The organism is Streptomyces parvus (genome assembly GCF_032121415.1).
GTDB classification, from domain to species: domain Bacteria; phylum Actinomycetota; class Actinomycetes; order Streptomycetales; family Streptomycetaceae; genus Streptomyces; species Streptomyces globisporus_A.
In genome coordinates this window covers 625,809-645,875 of sequence record NZ_CP135079.1, presented here as the reverse complement: position 1 = coordinate 645,875, position 20,067 = coordinate 625,809, and the positions used below count along the sequence as shown (strand labels likewise).

Below are 20,067 nucleotides of genomic sequence, written 5' to 3'. Positions count from 1 at the left end.
TTAGCGTGGTCGGTGCCGAGCGGGATCACGGGCCGCCGGTGCGCGGCCCACGGGGTGGAGGACGACGACGATGCAGGCCGAAACCGGCGGAGTGATGGCGTGAGGCTCCTGCACACCTCGGACTGGCACCTGGGCCGGTCCTTCCACCGCGTCTCCCTGCTGGACGCGCAGGCCGCCTACCTCGACCATCTCGTGGCGACCGTCGAGGAGCGCGAGGTGGACGCCGTCCTCGTCGCGGGCGACATCTACGACCGGGCCGTTCCGCCGCTCACCGCCGTCGAACTCTTCGACGGGGCGCTGCACCGGCTCGCCGCCGCCGGCGTCCCCACCGTCATGATCTCCGGCAACCACGACTCGGCCCGCCGGCTCGGCGTCGGCGCCGGGCTCTTCGAACGCGCCGGGATCCATCTGCGGACCGACCCCGAAGGCTGCGCCACCCCCGTCGTGCTCGCCGACGACCACGGCGACGTGGCGTTCTACGGACTGCCCTACCTGGAACCGGCCCTGGTCAAGGACGCCCTGGGGGCGGACAAGGCCGGTCACGAGGCAGTGCTCACCGCAGCCATGGACAAGGTCCGCGCCGACCTCGCCACCCGCCCCGCCGGAACCCGCTCCGTCGTCCTCGCGCACGCCTTCGTGGCGGGCGGCGAGCCCAGCGACAGCGAACGCGACATCACCGTCGGCGGGGTCGCCGCCGTCCCCGCCGGGGTCTTCGACGGCGTCGACTACGCGGCCCTCGGCCATCTGCACGGCTCCCAGCGGGTCACGGCCGAGGTCCGCTACTCCGGATCCCCGCTCGCCTACTCCTTCTCCGAGGCCGACCACCGCAAGACCATGTGGCTCATCGACCTCGACGCCGACGGGGACATCGCCGCCGAGGAACGGATCGACTGCCCCGTGGAGCGGCCCCTCGCCCGGCTCCGCGGCCGCCTCGACACCCTCCTGGAGGACCCCGCCCTGGACCGCCACGAGCAGGCCTGGGTCGAGGCCACCCTCACCGATCCGGTACGCCCCGCCGACCCCATGGCCCGCCTCGCCCGGCGCTTCCCGCACACCCTCAGCCTCGTCTTCGACCCCGAGCGCCCGCCGGACGACCCGGGGGCCTCCTACGCCCAGCGCCTCAAGGGCCGCGACGACCACCAGATCGCCGAGGACTTCGTCGCCCACGTGCGCGGCGGCAGCGGCCCCAGCGACCTCGAACGCACCGTGCTGCGCGCCGCGTTCGACGACGTCCGGGTGGACGAGACGGTGCGCGAGGTGTCCAGGTGAGACTGCACCGCCTGAGCATCACCGCGTTCGGGCCGTTCGGCGCCACCCAGGAAGTCGACTTCGACGCCCTCTCCTCCGCCGGACTCTTCCTGCTCCACGGACCCACCGGCGCGGGCAAGACATCCGTCCTGGACGCCGTCTGCTTCGCCCTGTACGGGGCCGTCCCCGGCGCCCGGCAGAGCCCCGGGGCCTCCCTGCGGAGCGACCACGCGCCGGTGGACCTGCCGACCGAGGTCCGGCTGGAGCTGACCGTCGGCGGCCGCCGCCTCGAAGTCACCCGCAGCCCCGCCCAGCCCCGCCCCAAGAAGCGGGGTGAGGGCTTCACGATGGAGAAGGCCCAGAGCAGGCTGCGCGGTTACGACCCCGAGCGAGGCTGGCACGCCCTCAGCAAGTCGCACCAGGAGATCGGCGAGGAGCTGACCCAGCTCATCGGCATGAGCCGGGACCAGTTCTGCCAGGTGGTGCTGTTGCCGCAGGGCGACTTCGCCCGCTTCCTGCGCTCGGACGCCGAGGCCCGCGGCAAGCTCCTCGGCCGGCTCTTCGACACCCGCCGCTTCGCCGCCGTCGAGGAACGCCTCGCCGAACTGCGGCGGGGCGCCGAGGCCGAGGTCACCGCCGCCGACGAACGGATCCTCGCCCTCGCCCAGCGCATCGCCCAGGCCGCCGGACCCGCCGGGGCCGAGGCGGCCCCGATCGCCGCCCGGCCCGGCGAACCGGGCCTAGCCGAAGCGGTCTTGGAGTGGGCCGCGATCGCCAGGTCCACGGCCCGCGAACGGCTCGACATCGCCCGCGGCGTCGTCGCCCGGGCCGAGGGCCGGCAGCGCGAGGCCCGCCACGCCCTGGACGCCGTACGTGAACTCGCCCGCCTCCAGCAGCGGTACGAGGAGACTCGCCGGCGCTCCGCGGAGCTGGAGGAGCGGCGCCCCGAACACGACCGCTGCCAGGAGGAGTTGGAACGCGCCCGCAAGGCCGACCGGGTCGCCCCCGCCCTGGAGCTGCGCGAGGAGGCGGAGCGCGCCCACCGCCGGGCGGCCGACGCCCTCGGCCGGGCCAGGGCGCAGCTGCCGCCCGACCTCGCCGACGCGGGCCCCGACCAACTCGCCGAGTTGGAGCGCCGGTTCCGGCAGGAGCTGGGCGGCCTGGAGTCCGCGCGCCGGGCCGAGGCGCGCAGTACCGAGATCGACGAGGAGCGGAACCGGCTGGAGCGTGAATCCCGGGCCGACGACGCGACCGTCCGGGACACGGAGGTCTGGCTCGCGGGCTGGGACACCGTCCACGCCGGGCTCCGGGAGTCCATCGCGACCGCGCAGGAGGCCGCGACCCGCGCCGAACAGCTCGCCGGGGTCCTCGCCCCGGCCCGCCGCCGACTGGAGGCCGCCCGCCGCCGCGACGCACTGGCCGCCGAGGTCCGCACCGCCCGGGAGGAGCTCGCCGGGGCCCGAGAGCGCGCCCTCGCCGCCCGTGAGACCTGGCTCGGGCTGCGGGAGCGGCGGCTGCGGGACATCGCGGCGGAGCTGGCCGCCGGGCTTGTCGACGGCGCACCCTGCACCGTCTGCGGCTCGGCCGAACACCCGGCCCCCGCCACGGAGGGCGACGGCCATGTCGACCGGGCCACCGAGGAGAGAGCCCTCGCCGCCCACCGGGACGCCGAAGAGACCCGCACCCGCGCGGAGCAGGCCCTCGGGCTCGTCCGCGAACGCCACGCCACCGCCGACGCGGAGGCGCGTGCGGGGGAGCCCAAGGAGACCGGGAACGAGCACGCCCGCGACGCGGAGGTGCAGGCTACGGAGGCCAGTGACGAGCACGCCCGCGACGCGAACTCCGGTGACCTGGCGGCGTCCGCGTCGGAGGCCGCCCTGGTCGCGAGCGGCGGCGACTGGGCGGCGGTGGACCCGGGCCCCTCCGTCGACGAACTCCGCCGCACCGTCGACCGATTGACCGCCGAGCACGCCGAGGCGCACCGCCTCGCCGCCGGGACGCACGCCGCCCGTGAGGCCCTCGACGCCGCCGAGCGCGAGCACGCCGGCCGCCTCGAACTCCGGCGGGAGGCCGAGCGCCGGGCCGCCGCCCGCACCTCCCGACGCGAGGCGCTCGACCGCGAGCAGACCGCGCTGCACGGCGAACTCGCCGCCGTCCGAGGTGAGTCCGGGTCCGTCGCCGCCTACGCGGGCCGCCTGACCCGCCGGGTGGAGCTGCTGGCGGAGGCCGCCGAGGCCGTGCGCTCCGAACAGGACGCGGCCCAGCGGCGCAAGGAGGCCGACGACCGGCTCTCCGACGCGGCGTTCCGGGCCGGCTTCGACACCCCGGAGGCCGCCGCCGCGACACTCCTCGACGCCGCGGCCCAACGCGAACTCCAGCACCGCGTCGACGCCTGGCAGGCCGAGGCCGCCGCGGTGGCCGACCGCCGTGCCGAACGCGACGCCCGCGAGGCCGCCGAACAGCCCCCTGCCCGACCGTCAGCGGCGCAGGGAGAGTTCGAGGCGGCGGAAAGGCTGCTGCGCGAGGCGTCGTCCGCGCTCGCCGCCGCCGACGAGCGCTGCGGCGAGCTGACCCGGCTCTCCCGGCAGGCCGCCGACGAGGTACGGCGGCTGGGGCCCGTACGCCAGGAGTACGAGCGGATCGCCCGGCTCGCGGGTCTGGCGGCGGGCACCTCCGCCGACAACGAACGCAAGATGCGTCTGGAGGCGTACGTCCTGGCCGCCCGCCTCGAACAGGTGGCGGCCGCCGCCACCGCACGGCTCCAGCGGATGTCCTCGGGCCGCTACACGCTGGTCCACTCCGACGCCCGCACCGGCGGCCGCCGCGCCGGACTCGGACTGCATGTGGTCGACGCCTGGACCGGCAGCGAACGCGACACCGCGACCCTGTCCGGCGGGGAGACGTTCTTCGCCTCGCTGGCCCTCGCGCTGGGCCTCGCCGACGTCGTGACCGAGGAGGCCGGCGGCGTACGCCTGGACACCCTCTTCATCGACGAGGGGTTCGGCAGCCTGGACGACCAGACGCTGGACGAGGTGCTGGACGTGCTGGACTCCCTCCGGGAGCGGGACCGCAGCGTGGGCATCGTGAGCCATGTGGCCGACCTTCGCCGCAGGATCCCGGCCCGGCTCGAAGTGGTGAAGGAGCGCCAGGGCTCATCGGTCCGCCACCGCCTGTGACGCCGGACCTGCCCCGCTCGTGGTGACGGAGTCCAGCGCCCCGAGCCGCCCGGTGGTCTCCTCCAGATGCTTCATCGAGCGGGCAGCCGCTCCACCGCATCCTGGGGGAGGGCGGCGAGCGTCGCGCGGCCGATCCGCTGACCGCTCCGCTCGACGCGGCCGACTGCGGCTGCTGAGTTCCCATGAGTCCGCGCTGAGCCCCGCCGGGGCCCGGCGGGGCTCAGCGCGCCCCGGTGGCCGCGAGCGCGGCGAACAGATCACCCGTCCCCGCCCCTGCGGGAACTCCGCTGACCTGGCCGTCGCCGACCTCCACCACCCGCCACACCCCGTCCTCGCGCAACGCCAGGTCGGTGGTGACCCAGCGCAGCCCGAGACGGCCCACCGCCTCCCGCACGGCGGGGAGTTCGGGGACGGGGTGCCGGTCGGGGGTGTCCGGGTGGGCGGTGACGAGTACCGCCTCGCCGTCCACCCGCCACACCCGCGCCTCGCCGCCCGCGACGAACGGCTCGAAGGCCCGCAGCACCAGACCACCCGCGAGGAAGTCACCCTGCAGTTCGACGAACCGCCCGACCACGGAAGCCAGTTGCTTCCGGTCCCCGAGCTCCGGCACGTAACAGGCCTCGTGCCAGTCGTGCTTGCGGGACTTCACGAAGTCCTTCACGATGCCGGGTCCGGGCCCCAGCGGCGCCGCGAGCCCGGTCAGCTCCCCGGCGGAGGGCGGCGGGGCCCCCGGAACCGTGGCGGACCAGACACTGCGGGGCGTCAGTCCGTCGAACTTCTCGTACCAGCCGGGCAGTTCATGCGCCTGCCGGTAGCCAACGGCGTCGGTGAGCAGGGTGCAGCCCCGCGCGCCCAGTGCTCTCTCCAGCTCCGCGTATCGGGCGGAGGGGATCATCCAGCCGCGGTACCAGTACGGTCCGGAGTCCCGCGCGACCCGGGCCACCGCCCCGGCCGCGTCCCCGGCGAGCAGCGCGTCATGATCGAGCAGGGCGATCCGGCCGCCCGCCGCCCGCGCCGCCGCGACGTCCTTGGCGAACTGCGGATCGGGCCGCGACGCCCTCAACGGGTCGGCGCAGAACAGGAATGAGCTGCGCTCGGTCATGACAGGCCGCCTTCTTTCACCTGAGGAGACTCCTCACCGTACCTACCGCCTCTGCCCGGTCAGAGCCGCGACAGCTCGTCCACCAGATCGTCCAGGCCCAGCGACCCCTGGGAGAGCGCCGCCATGTGCCACGCCTTCAGGTCGAACGCGTCGCCGTGCGCGGCGCGCGCGTTCTCCCGGCCGAGCAGCCAGGCGCGCTCGCCGAGCTTGTAGCCGATGGCCTGGCCGGGCATCGACAGATAGCGGGTCAGCTCGCTCTCCACGAAGTCGGCGGGGCGGCCGCTGTGGTTGCCGAAGAACTCCTGGGCGAGATCGGGGGTCCAGCGCTCGCCCGGGTGGAAGGGGGAGTCCGCCGGGATCTCCAGCTCCAGGTGCATGCCGATGTCGACGATGACCCGGCAGGCCCGCATCATCTGGGCGTCCAGGTAGCCGAGCCGCCGTTCCGGGTCGGGCAGGAAGCCCAGCTCGTCCATCAGCCGTTCCGCGTACAGCGCCCAGCCCTCGGCGTTCGCGCTGACCATGCCGACCGATGCCTGGTAGCGGGAGAGGGTGTCGGCGACGTGCGTCCACTGCGCGAGCTGCAGGTGGTGGCCGGGAACGCCCTCGTGGTACCAGGTGGAGACCAGGTCGTACACCGGGAAACGGGTCTCGCCCATGGTCGGCAGCCAGGTGCGCCCGGGGCGGGAGAAGTCCTCGGAGGGGCTGGTGTAGTACGGCGCGGCGGCCCCGCCGGGCGGGGCGATCCGGGACTCCACCTTCCGTACCCGCTCCGCCAGGTCGAAGTGCGTGCCGTCCAGCGCCTCGATCGCCTCGTCCATCAGGCCCTGGAGCCATTCGCGGACCTCGTCCACCCCTTCGATGTGCTTGCCGTGCACATCGAGGTGGGCGAGCGCCTCCCAGGGCCCGGAGCCGGGCAGCACCTTCTCGGCCTCGGTCCTCATCTCCGCGAGCAGCCGGTGGTATTCCGACCAGCCGTACGCGTACGCCTCGTCGAGATCCAGATCGGTGCCGTTGTACAGCCGCGACCAGCGGGCGTACCGCTCCCGGCCGACCGGGTCGGGGGCGCCCTCGATCGCCGGGGCGTACACGTCGCGCATCCAGTCCCGCAGCGCGAGCACCGAGGCCGTCGCCTGCCCGGCTGCCTCGTCCAGCTCCGTCCGCAGGGACGCGGGTCCCGGCGCGACGAACTCGGCGAAGAACCCCTCCCCCCCGCCTTCCCCGCCCCACTCCGCCAGCTGCCCGACGAAGGTGGCGGTCGCGCGCGGGCCGCCGTACAGCTTGCGCTCCAGACCGAGCGCGAGCGAGGCACGGTACCCCTCGTACGCGGCAGGCACCGCGCGCAGGCGCTCCACGACCGCCGCCCAGTCCTCGTCCGTCGCGGTCGGCGTGAGGGTGAAGACCTCGGTGATGCTGTGGGCGGGCGACGACAGGTTGGAGACGGCCCGCAGGCCCTCCTCGGCGTCGTGCACGGCGAGTTCTGCCGTCAGACGCTCCCGCAGGAGCCGTCCGCAGCGCCGCTCGGCATCGCTGTCCGCACCGGGAAGCCGCTCGGCGGCGTCCAGCTTGCGCAGCGTTTCGCGGAGGAGGTCGGCCAGGACCGCCTGTCCGGCCGGTGAGAAGTCGGGCAGGCGGCGCGAGCTTTCGGGCACACCCAGATAGGTGCCCGTGATGGGGTCGAGTTCGATGAGTGCGTCGACGTAGGCGTCGGCGACCTGACGGGGCAGCGCGCTGCTCGAAGTGTCTGACATGCGGACATCCTCGTACGGCGGCGGCCCTTCCGTCATCACCGGGGCCGCCCGGTGTCCGAACCCGGCCGGTCAGTTCGCGGCGGGCGGCAGCAGCGGACCGCACTCCCACTGCTGGAAGATCAGCCGGGTGTCCACCCGGGCCACCTCCCGGCGCGAGGTGAACTCGTCCAGGACCAGCCGCTGCAGATCCGCCGCGTCGGCCACCGCCACCTGCACCAGATAGTCGTCGGGGCCGGTGAGATGGAACAGCGCACGCGACTCCGGCAGCGACCTGATCCGGTCGACGAACGGCCCGATCAACTCCCGGCGGTGCGGCCTGACCTGCACCAGCAGCAGCGCCTGGAGCCCCCGGCCGAGCTTCGCCGGATCGAGGCGCAACTGGTCCCCGAGGATCACCCCGCTGCGGCGCAGCCGGGCCACCCGGTCCAGACAGGTCGAAGCGGCCACGCCGACCTCGGCCGCCAGCTCGCGGTACGTGGTCCGCGCATCGTTCTGCAGCAGCCGCAGAATCTGCAGGTCCACCGGATCGAGAGCGACGGAATCGGACATATGGCGAACGTAGCACGGGGATTGGCCACTACGAACCGGTAACTGTTCAGAGTGACGCCATGGACAACGAAGTCTCGATGACGCCCCCTGCTCCCACCCCGTCCAGGGCTCTCGCCACCGAAGCCGTGCACGCCGGACGCGACGACCTCGCCTCCCTCGGCCTGCACGCCCCGCCGATCGACCTGTCCACCACCTACCCCTCCAGCGACTCGCGCGGCGAGGCGATGCGCATCGACGCGTTCGCCACCACCGGCGCCCTCCCCGACGGCCCGCCCGTCTACGCCCGGCTGGACAACCCCACCACGGGCCGCTTCGAGACGGCGCTCGCCCGGCTGGAGGGGACCGACAGCGCGGTCGCCTTCGCCAGCGGGATGGCTGCGCTCACCGCGGTCCTGCTCGCCCGCGCGAGCCAGGGGCTGCGCCATGTGGTCGCGGTCCGCCCGCTCTACGGCTGCAGCGACCATCTGCTCGGCGCCGGGCTGCTGGGCACCGAGGTGACCTGGACCGACCCGGCGGGCATCGCCGACGCCATCCGCCCGGACACGGGTCTGGTGATGGTCGAGACGCCGGCCAACCCGACCCTGGCCGAGGTCGACATCCGGGCCGTCGCCCACGCCTGCGGAACCGTGCCGCTGCTGGTCGACAACACCTTCGCCACCCCCGTCCTGCAGCGCCCCGTCGAACACGGCGCACGCATCGTCCTGCACAGCGCCACCAAGTACCTCGGCGGCCACGGGGACGTCATGGGCGGCGTCGTCGCCTGCGACGAGGAGTTCGCCGCGACCCTGCGCCAGGTGCGGTTCGCCACCGGCGGAGTGCTGCACCCGCTGGCCGGCTATCTGCTGCTGCGCGGCCTTTCGACGCTGCCGGTACGCGTCCGGGCGGCCTCCACGAGCGCCGCCGAACTCGTCCGCAGGCTCACCGCCGACCCGCGGATCGCCCGGGTGCACTACCCGCGGATCGGCGGCGCGATGATCTCCTTCGAGGTGTACGGGGACCCGCACCGGGTGATCTCCGGGGTGCGGCTCATCACGCCCGCCGTCAGCCTCGGCAGCGTGGACTCGCTCATCCAGCACCCGGCCTCCATCAGCCACCGCATCGTGGAGGAGGGAGACCGGCGGGCGGCCGGGGTAGGCGACCGGCTGCTGCGGATGTCGGTCGGCCTGGAGGACGTCGAGGACCTGTGGGCGGATCTGTGCCAGGCGCTCAGCGACGGGCCTGTTCCGTCGGCGCGGAGGGCCGAGCGGCCTCTTCACTCGTCAGCCGGGCGGTGATGACGAGCGTGCCCTCCTCGATCTGGTAGTCGAGGGGCAGTTCCAGCGCACGCATCGCGGCCACCATGCCGGTGTTGCGGGACTGCGTCACCGCGTACACGCTGTCGCAGCCCGCTTCCCCGGCCAGGGCCACCAGGCGGCGGAGCAGCTCGGAGCCGATGCCCCGGCGCTGCCAGTCGTCCTCGACGAGCAGGGCGACCTCGGTCTCGTCGCCGTCCCAGAGAAGGTGGCCCAGCGCCACCAGCCTGCCCGACGCCGTCTGCACCGCCAGGGTGCGGCCGAAACGGGGGCTCAGCAGATGGTCGAGATAGCGGCCGGCGTCCGCGACGGGACCGTGGTAGCGCAGGCCCAGGGTGTCCGGCGAGCAGCGGTCGTGCATGGCGCGAGCGGCGGCGAGATCGCCGCGGTCCGCGCGGCGCACGGTGATCTCGTTGCCCTCGGGCAGGGTGAGGACGTCCTCGCTGCGCGGTACGCGGGGGCCGAGCCGGGCGTCGAGCTCCACCAGGGCGCGCGCCCGCGCGAACTCGGTCGGCGTGAACGGCAGATAGGGCCGCTCGACGGAGATCACCCCGCCGGAGGGGTCCCGCAGCCGCATCACCGTCTCCTCCAGCACGCCCTCGACCGGGGCGCTCTGTCCGGACGCGCGGCCCGTGACGGAGACGGCGGGCAGCGAGTGGATGGTGCACCGGCCGAGCAACTGGCGCAGGGCGAGCGGCAGCTCGGCCGCGTCCAGCGCCGTCCGGGTGGCCAGTGACAGCACCCGGGTCGGGGTGTCCACCAGGTCGTGGGCGTCCGCCCGCTCGATCCAGGTGGAGGCGCCGCCCGCGGCCGCGATCTTCCGGGACAGCTCCTGCGCCTGGAGGGAGGCCGGGGCCCGCAGCAGGAACTCGTCGACGGTGCCCTGGCCGAGCGGGTGCGTCTGGAGAGTGAGGATGTCGACGCGGAGCCCGGCGAGCGCCGTGCACAGCGCGGCCAGACTGCCCGGGGCGTCGAGCACCGTCGTCCGCATCCGCCACAGCGTGGTCCCGGTCTCCTCGGCGCCGGAGACCCCGGCGACGCCCTCGGTCTCGCCCTCCTCCCCGCGGGCCCCGGCCGGCACGGCGTCCGTCTCGTCGGACGGGGGTGCGTGACTGTGGCGTCGGGCCCACCAGGTGTGGAACGCGGCCGTGGCCGCCAGCGCCACCGCCGACGCCACGAGCAGGTAGGGCCCGTCGGGCTGGTGTCCGATCAGGTTGGCGATCGCGTCGGCCACGGCCACGGCGGTGAACAGGGCGGCCAGTTCGATCAGGTCCCGCCGCCAGTGGTGCGGACGGCGGGCGCTCTTCGCGGAGGTCACATCAGTCATATCCTCACTGTGAAGGAACGGTGTTGCCTGATCACGAACGCCTTGTGACCGATGGGTTACGTGTTGATCTGGTCCCCTATCGTCGCTTTTCGGTCAGATTCCGGGGCCGTTCGCTCCTCGATCTCCCGGTCCCCGAACGTGGCGAGCAGCCGGGCGGCCTGGCGGACCGTCTGGGACGAGCCCTTGCGCCCCGCCGTCGCGGCGAGCCCCGCTATCGGCTCGATCCCGCCCGTACCGCAGCGCTCGGCGCACTCGGCGGCCACGGACAGCAGGTCCCCGAGCCCCCGGGGCGTCTTCTCGTACGCCAGGAGACCGGGCAGCATCGCCGCCAGCACGCTCAGCACCGTCCGGTACGCGCCGGTGGCGGCGGCCGTGCCGAGCGCGTCGGCCGTACGGTTCACCTTCACCAGATCGCGGTCGACCAGGATGGCCAGCTCCCGCCCCAGCACCGCCCCGTCCAGCCGCCCCCGCGCGGCCAGCACCAGCAGCGCGTCCACCGCCGCCGTCCGGTCCTCCGGGTGCCGGGCGCCGAGCCCGTAGGCCAGCGCGAGATGCATCGCCCCGCCCGTCTCGCCCGCGCTCTCGGCCAGAGCGGGCAGGAACCCGACGGCTCCCCGCTGCCCCTGATCGGCGGCGAACATCAGGTCCGGCATCAGCCAGGCGGCCAGCGTCTCCGGGTCGCCGGGCAGGGTGGCCGTCCAGTGCGAGGACCGCTCGGGTCCCCAGTGGTAGCACTCCTGGGCCCGGGGTAGCTGGGCGCGGCCCAGCCAGTGGAAGGCCTCCGGGAAATCGCGCTGGATCACCAGCCGTTCCCGGGTGGCCAGGAGCACCTGGCGTGCCCCGGTCGTCGTCCGCTGCCACCAATGGCCCGCCGACGGGCGGGATACGGTGGTCGCCGGATGCCGCAGCACCGGGGCCACCGACGCGTCGGCACGGACCCAGGCGGCCAGCCGGTCGCCCTCGCCGGTCGCCAGCGCCTCGGCCGCGGCGGCGGCCTCCGCCCGCTCGGGACCGCTGACGCGGCGGACCCGCAGCAGGGCCTGGGCGAAGTCGGCGGGGCCCGGGCGGACACCCAGATCCCGGTAGGTCCGCAGCCGCTCCACGAGCTCGGCCGCCTCGACCGCCCCGGTGTGCCAGGTCGGCGTCGCCAGCAGGAATGGCACCCGCCCGGCGGCTATCGCCTCCGACACCTCCCACACCCGGTCGAGCAGCACCCCGTTCAGCGCGGCATGAGCACAGGCGTCCGACCCCGTCACGACCGTCTTCGCCCGCCACGCGACCCTGTCCCGCTCGGACACCAGGCCCAGCAGCGAGGCCACCACGACGGAGAGCCCGTGCGAGGTCGAGACACCCCGTGGATCGACCATGTACGGAGACAGGCCGTGCTCGACGAAGTGCACCCCGGCCAGCGCCTCCCGCAAGCCCTCCGTCAGCTCCTCCCGGTCGCTCCGGGCCAGCCGGACGAGGCCGTCGAGCGCCCGCTCGAAACCGGTGATCCCGGCCGCGGTGTCCAGGACTGCCGACGCAGGGATCCAGTGCTCCGACGCATGCGCCTTCACCCGGGCGGCCACCTCCTCGACGAGCTCGGCCACGGTCTTCGGAGCGGGCTCCTGACGCCGCAGCACCGGCGCCGGCGGCAGCAACTCCTCGTACGTTTCCTGCACCACCTCCTCCACGAGACCGCCGAACAGGGTGGTGACCGTCTCCCGGTGCACGGGACCCAACTGCGCGGCGGCCGAGGCCAGCAGCTCCCGCACGTCCGGGCCGGCGACGGCGGGGAGATACCGGGCGACCAGCTTCAGGGCCCGCTCCTGGACGTCGATGCCCTCGTGGCCGAACGCCTCGGCGACCGCCGGGAGAAGCTCGTCCGCGGTCGAGGAGTCCCGGCGCAGCACCTTGCCCAGCAGGGTCAGCTGGGCCCGTACCAGCTTCTTCTCCTGGCGGAAGAGCAGCGCCCCCGACACGTCCACCAGCTCCCGGGTCGGCAGCTCGCCCCGCGCGTCGAGCCGTACGAGCACCTGCTGGGCATGCGAGGAGACCGGCGCGATGCCGTCCGCCGCCATCGCCGTCCAGTCCCGCAGATGCCTCTTCTCCTCGTCCTCCGTCGCCTCCAGCCGCTGGAGGACGGCCAGGAAGAACCGCTGATCGACGGATCTGCCGCCGCGCATCAGACGCGCCACGCACCGCTCCACCAGATACGACCGGTCCAGCACCCCGTCATCGGCCAGCGCACACAGCGCTCCGGGCCAGTGGTCCTGCGAATCCGGCGTGTCGTGGAAGTCGACCTGCGGCGGCAGCTCCGCCATCTCGAACAGCCGGGGCGCCAGCACGGCGGTGTGCGGATCGTCCCGCAGGATCTCGGTCAGCGGGCGCCGGGGCCGGCGCCGCCAGCGCGCCGCGCCGACCAGCTCCGTCCAGCCCGTCACCAGATTGTCCGTGACGGGAAGCGGGACCCGGGCGATCCGCGTCAGCTCGCCGACGAAGGTGTACTCCGCGTCGGAGAGCGCCGTGCGCCCCGCGAAGCGGTGGGCGAGATCGCCCAGCCACGCCGGATCGCGGTCCTTCAGCGAGGCGAGGATCAACGGATACGGGGAGCGGGCCCAGTCGCGCAGATCGCGGCCGCCGATCCAGGCGGCACACCCCGCCGCCCCGGTGTGACAGCCCGCGCCGGCCACCAGCAGCGCCTTGCGGATCCGGTCGCGCCGCTGCCAGTCCCAGCCCCGCACCTCCTTGCGCAGCTCCTTCAGCTCGGCGAGCGCGGAACGGCGGCCGGGCCGGTCCAGGGCGAGCACCAACGGCGGCACATCGTGGTGACGCCCCGCCCGCACGGCGGTCAGCAGCTCGTTCATCGGGCACCTCCGGCGACCGTCGCACCCCGGTGGACCATGCGCACGGCGAGCGCGTGTTTGCAGGGCCCCCGCCGCCCCCGGTAGTCCGCCCACCACTGACACGTACAGCTGAACGCGGAACCGCTCTCCCGCACTTGGTAGCGGCGGTCCCCGGAGACGACCGTCGCCCGCGAACCGTCGAGGGACACCGCGCCCTCACCGGCCAGTCGGCGGGCGGCCACGAGACGTGGGTTGTGCCGCTCCGCCCGGTCCGCGTCGTACGGCAGCTCGCGGTGGAAGTACGCCGCGTCCGCCAGGTCGTACCCCACGCGGCCCGCCGTGCCGAGCCGGGTCAGCGAGGCCCGCACCCGCTCCACGCTCAGCCCCGACTGCTCGGCCAGCGACGCCGGTTCGATCCGGGGCTCCCAGGCGAGCAGCACCGACACCAGCTCGGCGTCGGCCGCCGCCTCATCCGTGGCCAGCGCCTCCAGGACCCCGCCCTCGCCCGAGAACCCCCGTGCGGAGTCGGGGGAGAGCGTCAGCGTGAGCCGCATCCCGGGCAGCACCACCTCCCAGGCGCTCGCCGCCGCCGCGCCGTCGGCCACCGGCCCGTACACCCTCAGGGCCGTCGCGTCGCGCAGCACCCGCCGCAACGCCACCAGCCGCTCCGGGCCCGGCAGGCAGACCGCGCCCGGGACCGGCCGGGTCGTCGGGCGCAGGGACCCGCCCGACGCCACCACCCACCGGGCGCCGCGCGCGGCGTTCCCCGAGGAGGGGGTGCGGGGCAGTGAGCGCAGGAACGCCACCGCCCGCGCCGCCGTCAGCTCGGCCCGCAGACCGAATCGTGCCGAGGCGACCTGCGCCTCCGCGAAACCGCGCAGCCACCGGTCGGGCAGCGGCACCTTCTTCTCCACGACCGGACCGTCCAGCGTGGTCACGGCCAGCTCCTCGGGCCCCACCCGCAGATGCAGCGGGTCGTCCGCCGTGATCCGCGAAAGCGCCTCCCGCAGCGGAGCGTTCACATCCACATTCGTCGTCCCATGGCCCGTCTCCTGCCCGTCGAGCCCTTCCTGGAGCACATCGAGCCGGGCGTACACCCCGCAGCAGCCGGAGAACGACTCGAAGCGCAACCGGTCCCCGTTCCCCGTCACCACCGGGTCCAGCGAGGCGGGCAGCGTGCGCTGGTAATAGCGGGCGGCGGCCACGTCCGCCACCGCCAGCAGCCCTCGCGCCGCTATGCGCGGATCGGAGAGGAAACCCGCGAAGAACCGCGGGTGCGCCTCGGCCCCGCGCGGGGTGAGCCCCCCTGCGGTCTCCAGACCGAGGGAGGGCCCCACCTGCGAGGACGCCAGGGCGGACGGGCGTGCGTAGGCCAAGGCCTGAACGGATCGGGTCATGAAAAAAAGCGTAGGACCCACCACTGACAACGGCCCTCGCCGAAGCCGCCGTTCGCTCCGGAACCCCCGTTCACCCGCCCCTGTCCACCACTGCTGCTACTGGCCGACGCGGCCCGGCCGGAGCACCTTGGTGAACAGGACCGACCCGCCCTCGGCCCGCAGACGCACCGTCAACTCCGCACTGCCCCCGTCGATCTCCACCTCGCCGAAATACTGCGGCGACTCCATCGGCGAGACATTGGCGCGGTCGGGGGCCCGCACGAAGACCCGGTCGGGGCCGAACGTGGCGTCCAGCGTATTGGCGGGGAAGCCGCCCGCGGCCAGCGGGCCCGACACGAACTCCCAGAAGGGCGCGAAGTCCTTGAACGCCGCCCGCTCCGGCGCGTAGTGCTGGGCCGAGGTGTAGTGGACGTCGGCCGTCAGCCACACGGTGCCGGTGATCCTGCGGTGCTTGACGAAGCGGAGCAGCTCGGCGATCTGGAGCTCCCGCCCGAGCGGAGCCCCGGGGTCACCCTGCGCCACGGCCTCGAAGTTCGTCGCACCGTCCGGGACCACCAGGCCGAGCGGCATGTCGGCGGCGATCACCTTCCACTCCGCCCGGGAGGCGGCGAGCGAGCGCTTCAGCCACCGCAACTGCTCGGCGCCGAGGATTCCCGTCGTGTCGTCGGGCTGCCGGCCGGGGGAGTTGGCGTTGCGGTACGACCGCATGTCGAGGACGAACACGTCGAGCAGCGGCCCGTGGTGGACGACCCGGTACATCCGCGACCGGCGCCCGGAACCGTGCGACGGCGCGAGCGGCACGTACTCCTGGAAGGCCCGCACGGAGCGCGACGCGAGGATGTCCACGTTCTTCTCGGTGTAGCGGGGGTCGTCGAGGATCTGGCCGGGATACCAGTTGTTGCGCACCTCGTGGTCGTCCCACTGCACGACGGAGGGCACCTGCGCGTTGAAGCGGCGGACGTTCCGGTCGAGCAGGTTGTAGCGGAAGTTGCCCCGGTACTCGTCCAGTGTCTCGGCGACCTTCGCCTTCTCCTGGGTCATGACGTTGCGCCAGATCCGGCCGTCCGGCAGCGTCACGCTCTCCTCCAGCGGACCGTCCGCGTAGATGCTGTCGCCGCTGCACAGGAAGAAGTCCGGGTCCAGGCGGCGCATCTCCTCGTACACCCGGTAGCCGCCGATGTCCGGGTTGATGCCCCAGCCCTGGCCCGCGATATCGCCCGACCACAGGAATCGCACTCCGGACCGGCGCCGCGCCGGAGCGGTGCGGAACGTCCCGTACACGGGCTTTCCGGTACGGCGCGGATCGGCCGGATCGGCGAGCGTCACGCGGTAGTGCACCTGCTCGCCCGGCGGCAGCCCGTACAACGGCGTGGTCCCCGTGAAATCCGTCCCGGGCCCGATCGACGGCCCGTGCCACCTGCGGACCCGCCGGAACGACTCGGTCGCCGAGGTCTCCACCAGCATCCGGGCCGGCCGGTCCGAGCGCACCCACAGCAGCGCCGACGAGGAGGTGACTCCGCCCACCTGCACACCCCAGGACGCGTCGGGCCGCCCCGCCAGGTGCAGCGCGGGCGCCGCCGAGGCGACCGCGGGCGCGAGGGCGACCGCCGCCGGGGCGATCAGCGAACCGCGCAGGACGGCACGACGGCCGGGAGAGGGAACGAGCGGACGGTGTGGACGGTGGGACATCGAAGCGCCTCCAGGGAGGTGGTCGGGCGGTGCACCGTACCGGGAAGGCCGTGGCCCGCCCGGGTGCGGAGCCGGTCTGCCCATGCCTAGCGCCTCGCGGCGGCCGGAGCCCGAACCCCGGGTGAACGGCGCCCGTCGGCCGGGGACGGCCCCCACCGGCCGCTCAGCCGAAACCGGCCCGTCCGATACGCTCCGCCGGCGCCGGGGTGGCGCACGGCTCCGGCGTCCTCGGGCGGCGCGGGGCCTCCGGCGGGCGGCCGGGGAGCCGCACGCCCGGACGTTCCGTGCGACGGCTCAGCGGCTGGTGTCCAGGATGACGCGGGCCACGAGCGCCGGGTCGTCGTTCATCGGAACGTGCCCGCAGCCGGGCAGCCTGACGAGCCGGGCGTCGGGGATGACCCGCTTGGCGCGGGCCCCCTGCCGGCGCAGCAGGATCCGGTCGCGGGTGCCCCAGGCGACGGTGACGGGGATGCCCTTCACGTCCTCGCCGAAGAGGGTGGCCCGGCCGGCCTCCAGCGTCTGGTGGAAGCCGGTCGCTTCGCGCAGCGCGAGCGTCTCGGCGACGACGCCCTCCGGTGAACGCCTGCCGGGCCGGGCGTAGATGGTGCTGGTGAGGGCCGTCCGGCCCGCCGCGCTGCCCGACAGGCGCTCGATCAGCGGCACCGGCAGGGCCAGCGCGCTCCGGCGCATCGCCCGCAGGGTGCCGAAGGCGTACCGCCGTTCCGCCTCCGTCCAGAAGCCCGCCGGGGAGAGCGCGGTCACCGACCGCGCCACCTCGGTGCGGCCGAGCTCCAGCGCGAGCAGCCCGCCCAGCGAGTTCCCGGCCACATGGGGGCGTTCCAGCCCGAGTTCGGCGCAGAAGGCGTCGAGGACCGAGCGGATGGTCCCGAGATCGTACGGAACTCCGTCCGGCAGCCCGGGCGAGGTGCCGAAGCCGGGCAGGTCGACGGCGATCACGTCACGCTCGGCGGCCAGGATCCGCGTCACCGGGTCCCAGGCCCGCAGGTGGTGGCCGATGCCGTGCAGGAGCAGCAACGGTTCGCCCGAGCCGGTCCGTTCGTACGCGACCGACACCGGACGGGGGCCGTCGGCCGTTGCGACGGTGAAGGAGACCGTGGTGGTCATGCTGCTGCTCCCTGGAGTGGGTAGTAGACATCTCGTCAACAACAATTACCGCCGGGTAGCTTGCAGTTCAAGAGGCCCGGCGATTCCCGCTGGACACCCAGTGGCCCGTGGGCTGGGATGGATCGATGACCGTCGACGTCGCGACCGAGATCTTCGAAGAGCACCGGCCCGTACTCACCGGGGTCGCCTACCGCATGCTCGGCCGCGTCGCCGACGCCGAGGACGTCGTCCAGGAAGCGTGGCTGAGGTGGTCGGCGGCGGCGCGTGAGGACGTCCGGGAGCCGCGGGCCTTCCTGGTGCGGATCACCACCCGGCTGGCCATCGACCGGCTCAGGCGCCTCCAGTCGCGCCGGGAGACGTATCCGGGGACCTGGCTGCCGGAGCCGGTGGTCACCGATTTCGGCCCCACCCCGCCCGACACCGCGGAACGCGCCGTCCTCGCCGACTCCGTCTCGCTCGCCGTGCTGGTCGTCCTCGAATCGCTCTCGCCGCTGGAGCGCGCGGTGTTCGTGCTCCGGGAGGCCTTCGGATTTCCCTACGCCGAGATCGCCACCGCCCTGGACCGCACCGAGGCGGCCGTCCGGCAGCTCGCCGGCCGCGCCAGACGGCATGTGGAGGAGCGCAAGCCGCGCTACGAGGTGGACCCGGCCGAACGGCGCGACCTCACCGAACGCTTCCTGGCCGCCGCCTCCGGAGGCGGCATCGAGCGGCTGCTCGCCCTGCTGGCCCCGGACGTCCGGCTCGTCAGCGACGGCGGCGGCAAGGCGAAGGCGGCGCGGCGGATCATCGAGACCGCCGACAAGGTCGGCCGCTTCCTCTTCGCGGTGGCGGGCGAACTCGACCCCGACGGGGAGATCCGCGTCATGGAGCTCAACGGTGGACCGGCCGTGGTCCACTTCGCCGGAGGGAAAGCCGACACCGTCTTTCAGATCGAAGTCAGCCAAGGTGTCATTCAATGCGCCTATATCATTCGCAATCCGGACAAGCTCGCCGGATTGGCCGTCGCATAGCCGCACGCGCCACGGGCCCGCCCGGGGCCCATCCGCCCCACAGGTCTGCCGCGTGCCTGGTCAGAGCCCCGTCGTCCGTTGCGATGGCGGGGCTCTGTGCTGCGCTCGCCTCACGGCTCCGCGAACGTCGTGTGAACGCTCTGCGCCAGAGTCCCGTTTCGTTCCGTTACGGAATAAGGATTGGTCTTGACCAAGGGGGTATGCCGTCCTAGGGTCTCCACTTAAGGCAGGAACCTTTAATAAATAACGTCGCGGAAATGGCGCCGGGCGATTGCGGAGGATCAGGGTGGGGACCACGCAGCTGGAATCGGTACAGGAGCCGAAGTACTGGCACCTCAAGACCGTGCTCAGTGAAGCACTCGACTCGGACTTTGCGGTGGGGGAGATCCTGCCCAACGAGCGGGACCTCGCGGCGCGGTTCGGGGTCGCGCGAGCCACGCTCCGGCAGGCCCTGGAGCAGCTCGAACTCGAAGGCAGGCTGCAGCGCCGCCGCGGTGTCGGGACGACCGTCGCCCCGCCGCGCGTAGGCGTCGCCGTCTCCACCGACCAGCGGGAATGGGCGGACGGCGTCGGTGGCGAGGCCTGGCAGCCGATCGACAGCACCATGGCCAAGGCCCCGGCACCCGTGGCCGCGATGCTCGGGACGGACCCCGCCGAGCCGGTGCACGTGGTGCGCCGGATCCGCGACACCCAGGGGCAGGCGGTGGCGGCGGAACTTCTGTACGTCCCCGCCGCCTCGGTCCCCGACCTCTCCGCCATCGAGGCCCCGTCCGGCGCCGTCCGCGCCCGCAGCGTCCTGCGCGAGCTGCACCGGCTCGGCCTGCAGGGCCAGGACCGCTCCGTGGAGCTCGGCTCCGCGCGGGCGGACGACGCCAAGGAGCTGGACCGGCTCCCCGGCGCCCCCGTCCTCGTCGTCACCACCCGCTACTTCACCGCGGACGGTACGGCGGCCGTCTCCGTCGCCACCTACCGCGCGGACACCTGTCGGCTCACCTTCGGGGACTCCGGCGCGCTGGAGATCAGCCACGACGGACAGCCCGAGCGCCAGGCGTCCTGACGCCCGTGGCCCGTTCGGCCGCGCGCCCGCCGTTCTTCCCGACGCCTCCGGTCCTCGGGAAGAACGGCGGGCGCGCGGTGTCACGGCCCGCGTGGACCTAGCAAGTTTTTGGATCAATCGGACGTTGGGCCGGGTGTGCCGTTGACTGGTGCGCAGTGGGCGCGGATCCAGCCGTTGCTCCCGGACCGGACGCCGAAGTGGGGTGGGAGCGGGTGTTTACCGCCCTGGTAGCCCAAGCCGACGCGGTCGAAGACGTCAGCTGGGCCCTGCGCAGACGCGGCATCCGCACGGTGATCCCGGAACGGGCAGACCAGCACGCCGACCGGAAGCGGCGCGGACAGGCCGGCGGCAGACCGCTGGGCTTCGACCGGGAGGCAGACAAGCAACGCAACACCGTCGAGCGGTGCGTCAGCCCGCCTCAAGCGGTGGCGCGGTATCACCCCCCGCTACGAGAAGACCGCGACCCTCTACCTCGCCGGACTTCACCTTGCGGGCATCTGCCTCTGGTCTGCCCACTGA

General features: G+C 73.8%; 13 protein-coding genes and 1 pseudogene. 6 read left to right on the top strand and 8 right to left on the bottom strand.

Annotation, left to right across the window (positions count from 1 at the left end; all coding sequences use genetic code 11):
• Positions 1-99 precede the first annotated feature (99 nt).
• Both RNL97_RS03935 and RNL97_RS03930 read left to right on the top strand, forming a co-directional pair.
• Complete coding sequence (locus RNL97_RS03935) at positions 100-1,269, top strand: exonuclease SbcCD subunit D (RefSeq protein WP_243313347.1); 1,170 nt, start codon at positions 100-102, stop codon at positions 1,267-1,269.
• The gene (locus RNL97_RS03930) at positions 1,266-4,424 is read left to right on the top strand and encodes an SMC family ATPase (RefSeq protein ID WP_313750380.1); all 3,159 of its coding nucleotides are present in this window, start codon (positions 1,266-1,268) and stop codon (positions 4,422-4,424) included. The genes RNL97_RS03935 and RNL97_RS03930 overlap by 4 nt, the downstream gene beginning before the upstream one ends.
• Before the next feature lie 220 nt (positions 4,425-4,644).
• On the opposite strand, the gene RNL97_RS03925 is transcribed toward RNL97_RS03930, so the two are convergent.
• From RNL97_RS03925 to RNL97_RS03915, 3 genes are all read right to left on the bottom strand, one after another.
• A complete protein-coding gene (locus RNL97_RS03925; RefSeq protein WP_313750379.1) occupies positions 4,645-5,526 on the bottom strand; it encodes an ATP-grasp domain-containing protein in 882 nt (293 codons plus the stop codon).
• A gap of 59 nt (positions 5,527-5,585) precedes the next feature.
• Positions 5,586-7,274 carry a DUF885 domain-containing protein gene (locus tag RNL97_RS03920; protein ID WP_030588396.1) on the bottom strand — a complete coding sequence of 563 codons (1,689 nt, stop codon included), beginning with the start codon at positions 7,272-7,274 and terminating at the stop codon, positions 5,586-5,588.
• Between the two features lie 69 nt (positions 7,275-7,343).
• Complete coding sequence (locus tag RNL97_RS03915) at positions 7,344-7,823, bottom strand: Lrp/AsnC family transcriptional regulator (protein ID WP_006122929.1); 480 nt, start codon at positions 7,821-7,823, stop codon at positions 7,344-7,346.
• A gap of 59 nt (positions 7,824-7,882) precedes the next feature.
• On the opposite strand from RNL97_RS03915, the gene RNL97_RS03910 reads away from it, so the two are divergent.
• Positions 7,883-9,097, top strand: a complete 1,215-nt coding sequence (locus tag RNL97_RS03910) for a trans-sulfuration enzyme family protein (RefSeq protein ID WP_313750378.1) — start codon at positions 7,883-7,885, stop codon at positions 9,095-9,097.
• Here RNL97_RS03910 and RNL97_RS03905 read toward each other — a convergent pair.
• From RNL97_RS03905 to RNL97_RS03885, 5 genes are all read right to left on the bottom strand, one after another.
• Positions 9,030-10,433: a GNAT family N-acetyltransferase gene (locus tag RNL97_RS03905; protein WP_030588403.1), complete on the bottom strand. Its 1,404-nt coding sequence runs from the start codon at positions 10,431-10,433 to the stop codon at positions 9,030-9,032. The genes RNL97_RS03910 and RNL97_RS03905 overlap by 68 nt on opposite strands.
• 65 nt (positions 10,434-10,498) lie before the next feature.
• The gene (locus RNL97_RS03900) at positions 10,499-13,291 is read right to left on the bottom strand and encodes a DUF7825 domain-containing protein (RefSeq protein WP_313750377.1); all 2,793 of its coding nucleotides are present in this window, start codon (positions 13,289-13,291) and stop codon (positions 10,499-10,501) included.
• Complete coding sequence (locus RNL97_RS03895; RefSeq protein WP_313750376.1) at positions 13,288-14,667, bottom strand: SWIM zinc finger family protein; 1,380 nt, start codon at positions 14,665-14,667, stop codon at positions 13,288-13,290. Before RNL97_RS03895 ends, RNL97_RS03900 begins: the two co-directional genes overlap by 4 nt.
• A 96-nt stretch (positions 14,668-14,763) precedes the next feature.
• Positions 14,764-16,356, bottom strand: a complete 1,593-nt coding sequence (locus RNL97_RS03890) for an alkaline phosphatase D family protein (protein ID WP_313750375.1) — start codon at positions 16,354-16,356, stop codon at positions 14,764-14,766.
• A 294-nt stretch (positions 16,357-16,650) separates the two neighbouring features.
• The gene (locus RNL97_RS03885) at positions 16,651-17,481 is read right to left on the bottom strand and encodes an alpha/beta fold hydrolase (RefSeq protein WP_030588414.1); all 831 of its coding nucleotides are present in this window, start codon (positions 17,479-17,481) and stop codon (positions 16,651-16,653) included.
• Between the two features lie 125 nt (positions 17,482-17,606).
• Here RNL97_RS03885 and RNL97_RS03880 point away from each other — a divergent pair, with 125 nt between their 5' ends.
• The 3 genes and pseudogenes from RNL97_RS03880 to RNL97_RS03870 form a co-directional block, all read left to right on the top strand.
• Positions 17,607-18,491 carry an RNA polymerase sigma-70 factor gene (locus RNL97_RS03880; RefSeq protein WP_243313338.1) on the top strand — a complete coding sequence of 295 codons (885 nt, stop codon included), beginning with the start codon at positions 17,607-17,609 and terminating at the stop codon, positions 18,489-18,491.
• Between the two features lie 286 nt (positions 18,492-18,777).
• Complete coding sequence (locus RNL97_RS03875) at positions 18,778-19,548, top strand: GntR family transcriptional regulator (RefSeq protein WP_030588420.1); 771 nt, start codon at positions 18,778-18,780, stop codon at positions 19,546-19,548.
• Between the two features lie 266 nt (positions 19,549-19,814).
• Positions 19,815-20,067, top strand: a pseudogene (locus tag RNL97_RS03870) (IS5/IS1182 family transposase); the annotation flags it as partial.